This window comes from Leptospira mtsangambouensis (genome assembly GCF_004770475.1).
Taxonomy (GTDB): domain Bacteria; phylum Spirochaetota; class Leptospiria; order Leptospirales; family Leptospiraceae; genus Leptospira_A; species Leptospira_A mtsangambouensis.
Genome location: NZ_RQHK01000015.1, coordinates 118,175 through 132,641 on the forward strand (window position 1 = coordinate 118,175; position 14,467 = coordinate 132,641).

Genomic DNA, 14,467 nt, shown 5'->3' on the forward strand with positions numbered 1-14,467 from the left:
ATCATTAAGTATGTGGCCATCATCCTATTTTCGTTGGTTAACCAAATCTGCCCCAATGGGTCCTGTTGAAGTTTACCCAGAATTATCTGAATCGTATGAAACAAACTTACCTAATGTTTTTATCATTGGTGATTTAACGGGTGTTCCACTACTGAAACTTGCCGCCGAAAGCGGTGTGAATGTATGGAAACACATTCGTGAAAAAACAGAAGACTGTTTAGATGCAGTGATCATTGGCTCAGGGCCTGCTGGTCTCTCATGTGCATACGAAGCGAAACGGTTAGGCAAAAAGTTCATTCTCCTTGAAGCTAATATTCCATTTCAAACCATCCAAAGTTATCCAAAACATAAACCAATTTTTGCGGAACCAAAAGGATTAAATTCCAAGTCCAGAATTAAGATTACTGATTCAACGAAAGAGGACTTATTAGAGTATTTGAATGCCCTAATCAAAGAAGATACAATCACTATCCAAACTGGGAAACGTGTTGTTTCAATTCAACCTGAGGGTAATGTATATAGAGTGCAAACGGAAACAGGTGAATCATTTTTTACCAGTTCTGTTGTAATCGCAATCGGAAAATCAGGTGATCCAAAGAGATTAGGTGTGAAAGGTGAATCGAACCCTTCTGTATTTTATCGTTTTTTTGATCCTTCTGATGCAAAAGAAAAATCTGTGGTGATTGTTGGTGGTGGTGATAGTGCCGTTGAAGCAGCAATCGCCTGTTCACGTTATGCGAAATTGGTAAATTTGGTATACAGAGGAAAGGAGCTTACTCGTCCAAAACAAAAAAATAAAGAAGAATTGGAAGAGTTGGTCCGAGATGGAAAAGTCAAACTTCAACTTGAATCAGAAGTCACCGAAATTTCTGAACAAAACTTATTTGTGAAAACATCTGTAGGTTCGGCCAAACTAAATTTCGACTTGGTTTATATTTTGATTGGGAATACTGCACCTACCCAATTTTTAAAAAAGTTAGGTATTAAAATTCAAAATGAAAAATCACTTTCTGATTGGGTTGGATTTAGTTCCCTTTTATCTTTTGCAGGTGCAGCTTATTTGGGCAAAGCTTCATTTTATGGGCCTGGATGGTTTTCGCCTTTGGCAACAGTCTTTGCCGCCATTTCCTTTTTGTCCTTATCCTTTTTTATTTATTTAAAATGGAATTTAAATCATCTGAAGACTATTCCTTGGATTTTTTTAAGAAACACCTATTTACTATTTGTGTTTTTTTATTTTCTCTATGTATATCTATCCACCACTTATTTTGGTTATACTCTTTTTGGTAAATATCCATCTTTCCACTATACAATGTTATACTCGCTAACGATTCTATTTTTTGGAATCAGAAGGATTTTGGTTAGAAAAACAGATTATATCTTTTATCAAACGATCAGTTTAATCTTGATTCAGATTTTCTTTTTGTTTTTGTTACCTGAATTAATTTTACCAACCCTTGGTGATTTAGGATATTTAGGTACATCGAATGGTTATGTTAGAACAGAAATATTTCCAAATGATGCCTATTGGAAGGCTTATGGGTTTATTTTGGCGTGGCCGCTCAGTATGGGGGTTTTGTATGATGGTGGGATCACCAATTTTTGGTTAGGTTATGGTCTTTTCTTTAGTTTTGGGTTTATTCCTTTTTTAGTTTATCGTTATGGTAAAGGTGCTTATTGCGGCTGGATTTGTTCTTGTGGTGGACTTGCAGAAACTTTGGGAGATGAACATCGGCAGAAAATGCCACATGGAAAATGGGCCTATCGTTTGGAACATTCAGGCCAATACATTTTGGCTTTGGCATTTTTGTTAACAGTCTTTAAATTATTTGGAGTTTATGGAAAAAAGATCCACCCCGATTTAGAAATTTCTGAAGTAATGGCTGATTCAGTAAAATGGCTTTACGATCTCATTGTGGATATTGGGCTTGCTGGTGTTGTTGGAGTTGGTTTTTATTTTCTTTTTTCTGGAAGGATTTGGTGCAGAATGTTTTGTCCACTTGCTTCTTTGATGCATATCTATGCTCGGTTTAGTAGTTTTCGAATTTTTTCTGATAAAAAGAAATGCATATCTTGTAATATTTGTACAAAAAATTGCCATCAAGGAATTGATGTAATGGGTTATGCAAGTAGAGGCATTCCTATGGATAGCGTACAGTGCGTACGTTGTTCTGCATGTGTGTCACTTTGTCCGACTGACGTTTTAGAGTTTGGGCGATTGGTCCCATCTGGGATTCAGTATGATTCCCTCACTGCAAAAACAAGGAAATAAACAACTGAATGCTTTAAGAAAAGATATTGAAGAACTATTTTGGGAAGGGGTACGAAGTGCAACACCCGAATATCTTTCACCAGAATTTTGGAAAAACCATCAAGATCTTTGTGAAGTATTCAAAAATCCTCTGAAGAAAAACTATGTTTTTGCACTCGGAAAAGCTGCTTATGCGATGGCTTTGTCTTTCCAAAAGTTTTTCCCAGTGGATGCTGGTTTTATCCTTACTAAGTACAACCATCTTCCAAAAGAAATCCAAAAAAACGGACAAATGGATGTATGGAAATGCAGAGAAGCCGCTCACCCCATACCAGATAAAAATTCCGAACTATATGCAAGAGAAGTGTTGAATGAAATTTTACAGCTAGGTGAAGATCACCAATTGATTGTTTTGTTATCAGGAGGAGGGTCTAGCCTTTTTGAAATACCGGAAAATGGATATCTACTTAAAGATTTAATTGAACTAAATGAAAATTTGTTAAAAAAGGGACTTCCCATTCAGGAAATCAATGCGGAAAGAAAAAAATATTCAGCAGTGAAAGCCGGTAAATTCTTAAACAATCTCAAAGCTCAGTTAAAGGTTTATACGTTTGCAATTTCAGATGTGTTAGGTGATGATCCAAATGTCATTGCTTCTGGACCAAGTTATCCAGGAAGTGAATATTATGTGATGGGGAATCTGACTTCTTCTCTGAAGGCAATGGAAAAAAAAGCCAAAAATATTGGTTATGAAGTGAAAACCATATCCGATTCATGGGATTTTTCCAGTGAAATTACTGCAAAAAAAATCGTTGGTGAGTTGTTAGATGGCGATATTAATCCTAAAAAACAAGCCATTTTACTCGGAGGAGAACTTGTATGCCCTGTTGAAGGAACAGGGTTAGGAGGCCGAAACCAAGAAACGGCGCTGCGTGTGGCAATCCTAACCGAAGGCAATAGTATGGATCGGGATTGGTTATTTCTTTCTTGTGGGACTGATGGAACAGATGGTCCGACTGATGCTGCCGGTGGAATTGTTGGACCAGGAATTACCCAAAAGATGAAGGAAAAAGGTTGGGATCCAAAAAAAGAATTATTAAATTCCAATTCCTATCCCATCTTGAAAGACATGGAGGCACTCCTTTTTACTGGTGCTACCGGAACCAATGTCAATGACCTATTGATTCTTTTGTTAGCGGAACGGAATTCCTAATTTTTTATTTTGTCCCGACCAATACAATTGGAAGAGTGGGTTTTGCCATCGACTTGTTCCAATTTTGGAACGGATGAGTTCTTCATCTATTTTTTTCAAAACGTTCACATGATCTTTTAAAAATCTCCATTGGACTTCTTCTTTTTTTTGAGGAGAAAGAAACTCTTTGGAAATATTTAAAATAGATTCTTGGATTCCGATTAATGCAGGAAGTAAAATCGAACGAACTGCTTGGTAATCAAAGTTGGATTTTCTTGCAATTGATTCGTGTAACCACCATAAGGTTTCGGAATAAGTTTTATTAGATGATAAACTCGAAGAATCGATGAAGTTCTTTGTTCCAAAATAAAATGGTTTAAATAAACTTAAACACGGTGTGGATGTTCCTGTATAAAATACTCTGAGTGGGTCTTGGTTGGTCTCTGAAGTGTCCCACTCAACAATTAAACTTCCGTTAGTTTGATTCGGCGTTGTGGGTCCTGTTGCATGTAAACATAGGGATTTCATTGAAGAAGAAGATGGTTCAAATTCATCGTTTTCGATAGTATGGGTTTTTAAAGTGTCCATAGCATTTTTTGTAGTATAACTTGCATTTTCCAACTCTAAACTTTCTGCAGTTTTTTGGTGCAGATATCGTCTGTCTTTGCAATGGCTCATATAAGTATAAAATCGATCGCTGAAATGGTCTTTAAAAGAAAATTCTTGATTAGGTTTTTTTCGAAGTTTTTCTATTAAGTTAGGTGATGAATATTCAAAATCGGAGCCGATTGTGAGTCCATTCGAAATGGCATAAAAAGTATCTATTTTTTTTGCTACCCAGTAACGATCAGCAGTTTCTAATACATATCCATCTTTTCTATCCGCTATGATAAAGCTGTTATGATAAAAGAAGGATTGATTTTCATAACCTCCGCATGCATCTTGCCCGTATGTTTCTAAAAGTTCTGTAATAAGGAATAATCCATCTTTAGCCGATTTACATCTTTCTAAAGCCAAACGGATCAGGTCCATTCCTGTTAAACCATCATTTTTTTTTGGTATTTTTAGATTGGTGAAAACTGCTTCATTGCCAATACAAAGTCCGAATTCATTCACACCCATCTCTGCACCCCACATATGAAATGGTTTGCTCAAAAAAACTTCATAAGTAACGGGAGTTTGTGGAATCTCAATATAAGTTGTACGTAATTTTGAACCTTTTTTATGTTCTAAACGAGGAACATGAAGTATGGATTGTGCTTCGTTTGGTTCGCGATCCGAGTTTTTCGCAAAGATTCTTTTTTGAGTTTTGGTAAATTTTTCAGTGGCAAGAGAGGTGTCGCACATTCTAGAATGTTAAACAGATTTTTTATAAAACACAAGAGCAAATCAAATAAGAATATGCCTTCGATTCCAAAACAAATTTCAGAATATATCCTCATGGGTTTAACCCAAGAACAGGTTCGAAAAAACCGTACGAAGTACGGTGCCAATGAAATCAGCTCTTCAAAGAAGAAAGGGATTTTTCAGATGTTGTTTGGGGTGGTGACAGAGCCGATGATTCTGCTTCTCATTTCCATAAGTATTGTTTATTTGCTTTTGGGTGATCGTGGTGAGGCTCTTTTGTTATTATTTTCCGTTCTCGGTATCATCACGATTACTTTTTACCAAGAGAAAAAAACAGAAACTGCAATCTCTGCCTTACGTTCTCTTGCGAGCCCAAGAACCAATGTCATTCGTGACAAACAAATCATTCGGATTGAAGGAAAAGATGTAGTTTATGATGATCTATTGATTTTGAACGAAGGAGATCGGGTTCCTGCCGATTGCGAATTGATTTCTGATCGAATGTTCTCTTGTGATGAATCTTTATTAACTGGAGAATCTGTCCCTGTTTCCAAATCACAATCCAATTCTGTTTTTTGTGGGTCGTTAGTTGTTAGTGGAGAGGGTGTTTGTCGTGTGAATGCTGTAGGAAATCACACAGAAATTGGGAAAATTGGACGTAAAATTGCTGATGAAACAGTTGGCAGAACATTACTCGAAATAGAAGTAGCACGTCTTGTGCGTAATTTATTTATAGTGGCTGCATCTTTATGTGTCATCCTTGCTCTTTATTTTGGAATTGTAAAAAGCCAATGGTTACATGGTCTACTTTCGGGTTTAACATTGGCAATCGGATTGATGCCAGAGGAACTGCCATTGGTTTTAACCATTTTTTTTGCCTTAGGTGCATTTCGTTTGAGTACAAAAAATGTTTTAGTTAGGCGATCCTCAATCATTGAAACTTTAGGTGCGGCTACGGTCCTTTGTTCTGATAAAACGGGGACGATTACTCAAAATAAAATGAAAGTTGGAATTGTAGTTACAAAATCTGAAACAGTCACCTTGCATCCAGATTCGAAACTTTCTAAAGATGTAAAAGATTTATTAGAAATTGCTTATTGTGCTTCCAAACATCCAAGTTTTGATCCAATGGATATTGCTATATCCGATTGTTTGGTTTCTTTCCATGAAATAGATGATTCGGCTTTGTTATCTGTAAAAGATTTTCCATTGACACCTGACCATCTAACGATGGTTCGTGTGCTGCAAGGAAAAAATGCCTACCATAGTTATGCCAAAGGTTCTCCTGAAGCAATTTTTGATTTATGCCAATTTGATTCTGCAGAATCAAATTTTTGGACAACAAAAACCAATGAATTAGCAAAAGAAGGATACAGAGTTCTTGGTGTTGCCAAATCAAAATCATCATCTTCGAATATTCCTGAAGAAAGAAAACACGTTGATTATTTGTTTTATGGACTATTGGCATTTTTAGATCCCATTCGTGAGATAGTTCCTTTGGCAGTAAAAACAGCCTACGATTCGGGAATTCGTGTGATTATGATTACAGGAGATTATCCAGAAACTGCCAAAAACATTGCAGACCAAATTGGATTAAAGGATTCTCATTTGGTTTATACGGGAAAGGCTTTGGCCAGTTTGAATGAAACTGAATTACAATCTGTTATCCGAACTTGTAATATTTTTTCTAGGGTCAGCCCAGAAGACAAATGGCGAATCGTTCGTATGTTAAAAGCGGATGGTGAGATTGTTGCTATGACAGGGGATGGTGTGAACGATGCTCCTGCATTGCGTACGGCAAATATCGGTGTGGCAATGGGAGAAAGAGGAACTGATGTTGCGCGAGAAGCTGCCGACATTGTTTTGTTAGATGATTCTTTCTCTTCTATATTGGAGTCAGTTAAGATCGGAAGGCAAATTTTTGATAACTTAAAAAAAGCATTAGGATACTTGATTGGAGTTCATATCCCAATAGTTGGTATTACATTTTTCCCTATTATTTTTGATTGGCCTATTGTTGTTTTATCAGCCATTCATATTGTATTTATGGAAATGGTCATTGATCCTACTTGTACAATTGTATTTGAAAGGGAATCGCAAGAGGCAGATTTGATGAATCGAAAACCGAGGGAAACTTCGGAACCACTTTTGGATAAAGAATTGTTTATCAATTCCTTGATCCAGGGTGCCATTTCTTTGTTATCTGTTGTATCATCATACTGGATCACTGAGTTGTTTTTGAAAGGAAATTCCTCTCCAAAGGTTGTGAGTACGGCTACTTTTGTTACATTAGTATTTTCGAATTTATTCTTAATCCTTGCCAATCGTTCACTCCATGAGTCGATGTGGAGTCGGATGCGAATTCCCAATCCTATCATTCGGTTTGTTTTTGCGGGGACAATCGGTGTGCTTTTTTTGGCTATGTATTTGCCCGGTTTGAATGCTATGTTTCATTTTGTGCCACTTAATTTTGTTCAGTTTTCCTCTGCGATACTGGTTGCATTTATTGGAGTATTGTTCTACGATATGACAAAAGTTTTGGTTTCAAAATTACTTCGTGGCTGACATGATCGTGGTCTGTTTCTAAACTTAGCAAAAGCTTATGATAGAACTCTTCTTTCCTAAAAAGTATTCTGCTCTTTGTTTGAAATCCGCCTTTTTTGGATTTTTTGCCCATACAGGATTTGTGCGCGGTTTGCAAGAAATTGGTTTTAAACCTGCCGTTGTTACAGGGTCAAGCTCTGGAGCAATGATCGGTGCCTTGTATGCAACCGGTCGAGAAATGGTCGAATTTGAATCTCTTATTTTGGGACTAAGAAAAAAGGATTTTTGGGAAGGGAACTCTTTGTCAATGCTTGGTCGATTGTTACGCAAAGGGTTAAATGGTTATAGTGGGGTTCTTACTGGCAAAGCAACTCGCAAAATCTTATATCCATATCTTGGAAATAAAAAGTTTTCCGACTTACCAATAAAGTTAGGAATCGCCGTCTCCAATCTATCAAAAAACAAAAGAGAACTGATCACTGAAGGAAATGTTTTAGATGCGGTGATGGGCTCAATCGCATTTCCATTTTTATACGAAGTACAAGAATTTCAAGGGCAGGAATTTTTGGATGGTGGTATTGGTGATGGAGAACCGATCAAAGAACTGATCTTGGATCCTAGTATTGATCGCATTGTCATACACCAAATCAATAATCATAGACCTGTGAGTCGAAACACCATTAAGCGTGCGTTAGACGCATCTGTACAAATTATCGAATCGGAAACAGAAGATTTGAAATCATTGTTGGCTAAGGAAAAAGGAAAAAAACTAATCCGTTTAGAGACAAACACTCCTTACCTTTCGCCCAATGACTTTTCAAAAGGTAAATTTGCTCTTGCCGAAGGGCGTGGAACCGCTTATCGGCATAAGGCAGAAATTTTGGGTGAACTGGAACTACCAGTATTTGGTTTTTTTAATCAATAATTCAAATTATGGACATCCAAAAGAAACTCAATGTATTGATTGTTGAAGATTCCCTTGCTTCTTACAAAGCAATTGTAGCAGTTTTACAAAACTTTGGGTTTTCTATATTTTCTGAAAGAGCTGAGTGGAAATCAGAATTCGAACAAAGAATAAATGATGAAACTTGGGATATCGTGATCTCAGACTTTTATCTTCCAGATTTTGATGGTCGTTATGTGATTTCTAGAGTCAAAGAAATCAATCCAGAGCTGCCAGTGATTCTTGTTACGGAATTTTTACCAGAAGAATCTGCTTCTGAATTTTTAAATTTAGGTGCAGCAGAATTTTTACCAAAATCTTCAATCATCAAACTGCCGTTTGTTGTAAATCGTGAATTGGAAGCTTACCGCCTAAAACAATCACAAAAAAAAGCTTGGGATATGTTGGTTCATGGGGAAGAACTTTTAACACGTTCTCAAAAAATTTCTCATCTTGGTCATTTCGAAGTAATTTTTCCTGAAAAAAATACCTTATGGTCTTTAGAGTTGTATCGAATTTTAGGATTTGATTTTGCGGAAATTCCTTTGATGGAAAAAGTATGGGCACTTTTGGATGAAGCAGAGCAAGACCATATCAAAGTTGTTTGGTCTGATTTACTTAGAGACAATCACTCTAAGGAAATGATTGTCACGTTAAATACAAAATCTGGCAGAAAAAAAGTAAATCTTTGGTTGGAAGCAGAAAAGTTTGAAGGCTCAAGATTCAGAATTTTTGGTACCATTCATGATATTTCGGATTTATCTGAATTAGAACATTCCATTCAGTTGAACGAGCAGTTGTTTAAGGGTATCTTTAATAATTCCTCACAAGCTATTTTTCTTTTGGATTTACAAGGTCATGTGATTCGTATGAATCGTAATGCTGTGATTTCTTTTGAAAGAGAGGAAACTGATGTCCAAGGTTTGGAATTGATTCGATCTATTTTTTCGAATTCCGATGAAGAATCTAAAAAAAAATTAACTTACGGAATGAAGTTAGCTTTAAAAAATCAAAGTTTCGAGGTATTTGTCAGCTATAATTTGTTAGATGGAAGGGAAAAATACTTTGATTGTGATTTTTATTCATTAACGGACACATCTGGGAAAATTTTGTATATAGTCTTAGAAGCCAAGGACATTACTGAGAAAATTGTATTAGAACGTGCATATGCCCAATCGCAGAAATTAGAAGCACTGGGAACGTTTGCCGGTGGTATCGCCCATGATTTTAATAATTTACTCACTCCAATGTTAGCTTATGTTTCTTTTTTGAATTCAGAATGGTCCAAGGGTGCTACGAATGAGGCAATTCAAAAATCCTTACCTGCAATTGAAGGAATTTCCAAGTCTTTGGACAGGGCAAAAAACTTAATCCAACAAATTCTTACTTATTCTAAAATCGATAATTCCATTTCAAAACAATTAGATCTTAGGGAAAATTTATTACAAGTTTTAAAGGAAGTAAGAACTGTATCTTCTAACCAAATCACATTGTTTACCGATTTAGGAAATGAACCTGCTTATGTGAATGCGGATCCAATTCAAATTTTTCAAATTCTATCGAACTTATACGAAAATTCCGTGTTTGCCTTGAAAGATATACCAAATCCGAAAATTACAATTTCTCTTTCAAAAGTTTTATATGAAAAATCAGAATTACTTCATATTGGATTTATGAAAAATACTGAGTATTGGAAATTAGGTTTTGCTGATAATGGAGAAGGAATCCCTCCAGATATTATCGAAAAAATCTTTGATCCATTTTTCACTACCAAAGGTGGGAAGGGTACGGGTTTGGGATTGCCTATCATTTATGGGATCATGGTGAAGATGGGTGGAACAATTCTAGTAAATTCTTCGATTGGGAAAGGAACAGAGTTCGATCTATATTTTCCGGCTTGGAAAGCTATGCTTTAATCAATTGACAAGATCATCCTTTTGTATTAATAAATGATGATCCCATGAATAATTATTTCCAGAGAAAGCACTTCGAGTCCCTCTATCTAGGTTTTTTATGGGGACTTCTTGTATTACTTTTGCTTTCTTCTTTTTTTTTCTTTTATCAAGTGTATGAAAGTCGTAAAGATCGAAATTTATATGAAAACCAGAGTCGCTGGAATGCATTTTTAATTCAATATTCTTCTTATTTAAAGGACGCAGAAACTGGAGTCCGTGGTTACCTCCTAACTTCGGATCCAGAATTTCTGGAACCTTATAAAAATTCTCTCCTTCAAATGCAAAAACTCGAGACTTCACTTAGAGAAGAATGTGAATTCATTTATATTGGAGAGTTAGAGTCCATCATTCGTGCCTACCACCTAAAACTAGAATACATTCAAAATTTTATAAAATATTTTCCCAATAAACGTCCCTCGAAAGAGGCTTTTATTGAAAGCAAAAGACGAATGGATGTTTTTCGCGACGAAGTTCAATTGCTTTTGGATAAGAAGTTAGAAAAAGAAAATTTAGAAAGAGAAACAAATCGTAAATTTACCATTCGGTTGATCGCCACTTCAGGTGGATTATTTTTTATTTTATCCATACTTATATTGTGGATGATCTTTGTATTAAAAAGAAATACGAGAATATTAGTTGAGAAGGAACTAATTGAAGACCGTTTGTTTGAGATCGACGACTTGTATCAAAACTCACCAGTTGGATTTCATAGTTTAGATGTAAATGGTTTTTTTGTAAAAGTCAATCGAACAGAACAAGAATGGTTGGGATACACAGAAGAAGAGTTAATTGGAAAAATAAAATGGTCTGATCTTCTTGCTGACGAGAGCAAACAAGTTTTTCAGACTAATTTTCCTGTTTTTAAAGAGAAAGGTCGGATAGACAATTTAAGATTTGAAGTCATTCGCAAAGATGGTAGTTCTTTGTTTTTGAATATTTCGGCGACGGCAATTTATTCACAAAACAACGAAATGGTGAGGTCTCGTTCTGTTTCTTTGGATATATCTCAAATGGTATTATATGAGAGAGCTCTGATTGACTCTCGAATCCGTGCTGAGGATGCAAACCGAGCCAAGTCAGAATTCCTTTCCAATATGAGCCATGAATTAAGAACCCCGCTGAATGCAGTGATCGGGCTTTCTATGTGGCTTATGGAAGACAATCCAAAACCAGAACAGATAGAATACTTAAAAAACTTACGTTTCTCTAGTGAAACACTTCTTACTTTGATCAATGACATTTTAGATTTTAACAAAATTGAAGAAAGAATGATCATTATAGAAGAAATTGATTTTAGTCTGAAGGATTTTATAAGCTCTGTTTCCTCTTCTTTTGAGATTAAGGCCAAAGAACAACTTCTTTCTTTCCAAGCTGAAATTGATGAAAAACTACCCGAATATATTTGTTTTGATCCCACACGAATGTTGCAAGTACTTAATAATTTATTATCTAATGCCGTGAAGTTTACTAAAGCAGGAAAAATTACACTTCGTGTTCAATTAGAATCAAAAATTGGTAATGACGTTGTAATTCGATTTGAAGTGGAAGATACGGGAATAGGAATTGCATCTGAGAAACTTAAATTTGTATTTGAAAAATTCACCCAAGCAAGTGGAGACACAACCAGGAAGTATGGTGGCTCTGGCCTTGGGCTTGCCATATCAAAAGGTCTTGTCGAATTAATGAAAGGCAATCTTGAATTAGAGTCGGAATTGGGGAAAGGATCAAAATTTTCTTTTACCTTCCCATGTAAAATCGGAAATTCAAACATAAATAGACAAATTCCTTCATTAAAGGATTCTTCTGATTTAACCGGAAAAAGAATTCTTGTTGCTGATGATATTGAAATTAATCGGTCTATCGTGATTCGTTTTTTAAAACGTTGGGGTATTGAATCGGAAGAAGCAGCTGATGGTGAGGAAGTATTACAAAAGTTGGCCAATGGAAAATATGATTTAGTTTTGATGGATTTGCATATGCCAAAAATGGATGGTTATATGGCAACGAAACGAATTCGCGAAAATCTTTCTTGGAAAAACTTGCCGATTATTGCTTTAACTGCTTCCGCACAATTAGAAACACAAGATAAAATTCATTCAGTTGGAATGGATGATTTTATCTCCAAACCTTTTTATCCCAATGATTTGTTTCAAAAATTAACGCACTGGATTGTAATTTAATTTTTTTTATCTAAAGAGATGGCGAGTATTGTGATGTCGTCGTCCGAACGTTTTGACTTTTGGAATTTTTCCACTTCTGCGATTACTTGATCACAAATTGTCTGAGGGTCTTTGTCGGCTAATGTTTGTAAAATGGAAATAAATCTTTCTTCTCCAAAAAGTTCTCCCGTTGTTGATTTTCTTGCTTCAATTACACCATCCGTAAATAATACCAGAGTACCGGATTTAGGAAGGGGTAATGTTTTTTCAATTACTTGAGCTTCAATGTATTCGTTTATGGCTCGCCCTGGACTTGTGATATGTTCGATATTTCCATTTCGATCTAAATAAATCAATGGGTGGTGCCCAGCATTGGCTATCTTCATGATATTTTTTTCTGGATGCAGATAAACAAAAAAGGCACTCAGGAAATGTCCAGAAAGAGAACTAAGAAGAGATAAACGAATTCGTTCGGCTGCATAGGCAGGCCTATCGAGGGAATCATCCCAGATTTGAAGGGAAACTTTTGTCATGGATGCAATCATTGCGGCAGGTATTCCGTGGCCCGAAACATCGCAGAGAAATAAACCTATTTCATTTTCTTTAACAATGAATTGAACAAAATCACCACCAATGTCAGAGGCGGGTGAATAACGAAAGCCTAATGCATAACCATTTGCATGTGTCCTTTTTTGTGGCAATAAACCACTTTGGAGTTTTTGTGCAATTTTTAACTGGAGGTCTAATTCTTGTTTTTCTTCTGTTGCTTTTCTGTAATCAGAAACTTTTAGAACCAATGCCATCGACAAAAAGAAAACTTCTATTGCGGAACCTAACGGCAGTGAGTAGGAAGATAAATGGATGGGTTTGATGAAACCTTGAACGGTTAAAGTATTTAAAGCGCCACCGAGTAGAATCGATCCGAAAGCCAGTAGGAAAAGAATCACTTCAAGTTTTTTTTTGCTTTTGATCACAGCCATAAGAGAAATGAAGAGGACAAGCAAAATGGGTATGATCACTAGAGAGACACCTAACTGAATGAAGTTTCTCAGTTCTAGGAAAAAGATTGTAAAGATTAAAGAAATAAACAATAAGATAAAACCTTTTGTAAGTTTATTCACTTTAGGAAAGTTTTTTTCTGTTTCTAAAAATTCTATCGTAAAAAGTAAACCAAAGACTGAAGTCAGATAGATCGTGATCGGAAATAAATAGTTTTTCCAGGTATGCGAATTTCCTATTTCAATGTATTGCATAAATCCAGTGGAAAACAAATTGATCAAGAGAACCGTTGCTAAATAGAAAAAGTAAAAGAAAAATTTTCGATAACGCAGTGTATTCGCTAAGAATAAACTGAATAAAAACATCATAAAACCTGCGCCGAAATAAGCCGCAAAGAATATATCTTGTTTTTTTGAAAAGGCGATGAAACTTCGCGAATTATAAATAGAAACAAAATTAAAGATTGGATTTGCTGAATTAATTTTTACGTATATAGTGCGTGTTTCATCTGGTGAGAGAGTAATTGGAAATGCCGGGATATGGGAGTATATAGGTTTGTTTCTTTGTAGGACCTGCTCGCCGGATACTTGTGTAATCCAGTTCCCTTTCACTTGTGCATGCAGTTCAAAAACATCCACCACCGGACTTGAAAAATGCAAAAAGAATGTATGTGGTAAATTTCCATAGTGGATCAATGTAATTCTTAACCAAAGTGGATCTTTCACTTGTGAAAAAGAGATAGTCGCTTTCGGATTTGGTCGCCAAATTGTGTCCTCTCTTAGAATTCTGTCCAAACTAGATTCCTGTTCTGGAACAATGACATATTCAAAATATTTTCCAATGTCCCTATAGTTTTTTGATTCCTCAATGGAAAGAGGAAAGGCCGAAAGAGAGGACTGAAAACAAAGAAGAACCACAAAGAGTGGAATCCATAGTTTGGGGATTTTGAGAAAAGGGAGATTCTTGTCCGTTTTTTGTATTTTGGTTTTCCTTCCTGTTTCGTTCGAAGGAAATTTAGGTGAGTTGGGGAAAAAAGAAAGCCAGTTTCGAAACATTCGCACTATAATAGGACGAGAA

8 protein-coding genes are annotated in these 14,467 nt (G+C 35.9%); 6 read left to right on the forward strand and 2 right to left on the reverse strand.

The genetic code is table 11. The features are described 5' to 3' along the window. Nucleotides 1–10: 10 nt before the first annotated feature. Both EHR01_RS11205 and EHR01_RS11210 read left to right on the forward strand, forming a co-directional pair. Complete coding sequence (locus EHR01_RS11205) at nt 11–2,272, forward strand: NAD(P)-binding domain-containing protein (RefSeq protein WP_167482950.1); 2,262 nt, start codon at nt 11–13, stop codon at nt 2,270–2,272. Further along, complete coding sequence (locus EHR01_RS11210; protein WP_135694874.1) at nt 2,241–3,464, forward strand: glycerate kinase type-2 family protein; 1,224 nt, start codon at nt 2,241–2,243, stop codon at nt 3,462–3,464. The genes EHR01_RS11205 and EHR01_RS11210 overlap by 32 nt, the downstream gene beginning before the upstream one ends. Here the strand turns inward: EHR01_RS11210 and EHR01_RS11215 are convergent. Continuing rightward, entirely contained in the window at nt 3,444–4,790 is a 1,347-nt protein-coding gene (locus EHR01_RS11215; RefSeq protein ID WP_135694875.1) for a C69 family dipeptidase, read from the reverse strand. The two genes, EHR01_RS11210 and EHR01_RS11215, sit on opposite strands and share 21 nt — an antisense overlap. Before the next feature lie 54 nt (nt 4,791–4,844). Here EHR01_RS11215 and EHR01_RS11220 point away from each other — a divergent pair, with 54 nt between their 5' ends. From EHR01_RS11220 to EHR01_RS11235, 4 genes are read left to right on the forward strand one after another with little or no spacing between them, the layout of a single operon-like run. After that, nucleotides 4,845–7,355, forward strand: a complete 2,511-nt coding sequence (locus EHR01_RS11220; protein ID WP_135694876.1) for a cation-translocating P-type ATPase — start codon at nt 4,845–4,847, stop codon at nt 7,353–7,355. Nucleotides 7,356–7,392: 37 nt separating this feature from the next. Next, on the forward strand, nt 7,393–8,259 hold the full coding sequence (locus EHR01_RS11225) for a patatin-like phospholipase family protein (protein ID WP_135694877.1): 867 nt from the start codon (nt 7,393–7,395) through the stop codon (nt 8,257–8,259). Nucleotides 8,260–8,267: 8 nt separating this feature from the next. After that, nucleotides 8,268–10,193 carry a hybrid sensor histidine kinase/response regulator gene (locus EHR01_RS11230; protein WP_135694878.1) on the forward strand — a complete coding sequence of 642 codons (1,926 nt, stop codon included), beginning with the start codon at nt 8,268–8,270 and terminating at the stop codon, nt 10,191–10,193. A 44-nt stretch (nt 10,194–10,237) separates the two neighbouring features. Beyond that, nucleotides 10,238–12,412 (forward strand): ATP-binding protein, encoded by a 2,175-nt coding sequence (locus EHR01_RS11235; RefSeq protein WP_135694879.1) that lies wholly within the window; start codon nt 10,238–10,240, stop codon nt 12,410–12,412. Here EHR01_RS11235 and EHR01_RS11240 read toward each other — a convergent pair. Then, the gene (locus EHR01_RS11240; protein WP_135694880.1) at nt 12,409–14,445 is read right to left on the reverse strand and encodes a SpoIIE family protein phosphatase; all 2,037 of its coding nucleotides are present in this window, start codon (nt 14,443–14,445) and stop codon (nt 12,409–12,411) included. The genes EHR01_RS11235 and EHR01_RS11240 overlap by 4 nt on opposite strands. Nucleotides 14,446–14,467: the final 22 nt, after the last annotated feature.

Coding starts and splice junctions, on each gene's coding strand:
- EHR01_RS11205 (WP_167482950.1), top strand. CDS start 11: ATGTGGCCATCATCCTATTTTCGTTGGTTAACCAAATCTGCCCCAATG.
- EHR01_RS11210 (WP_135694874.1), top strand. CDS start 2,241: ATGATTCCCTCACTGCAAAAACAAGGAAATAAACAACTGAATGCTTTA.
- EHR01_RS11215 (WP_135694875.1), bottom strand. CDS start 4,790: ATGTGCGACACCTCTCTTGCCACTGAAAAATTTACCAAAACTCAAAAA.
- EHR01_RS11220 (WP_135694876.1), top strand. CDS start 4,845: ATGCCTTCGATTCCAAAACAAATTTCAGAATATATCCTCATGGGTTTA.
- EHR01_RS11225 (WP_135694877.1), top strand. CDS start 7,393: ATGATAGAACTCTTCTTTCCTAAAAAGTATTCTGCTCTTTGTTTGAAA.
- EHR01_RS11230 (WP_135694878.1), top strand. CDS start 8,268: ATGGACATCCAAAAGAAACTCAATGTATTGATTGTTGAAGATTCCCTT.
- EHR01_RS11235 (WP_135694879.1), top strand. CDS start 10,238: ATGAATAATTATTTCCAGAGAAAGCACTTCGAGTCCCTCTATCTAGGT.
- EHR01_RS11240 (WP_135694880.1), bottom strand. CDS start 14,445: ATGTTTCGAAACTGGCTTTCTTTTTTCCCCAACTCACCTAAATTTCCT.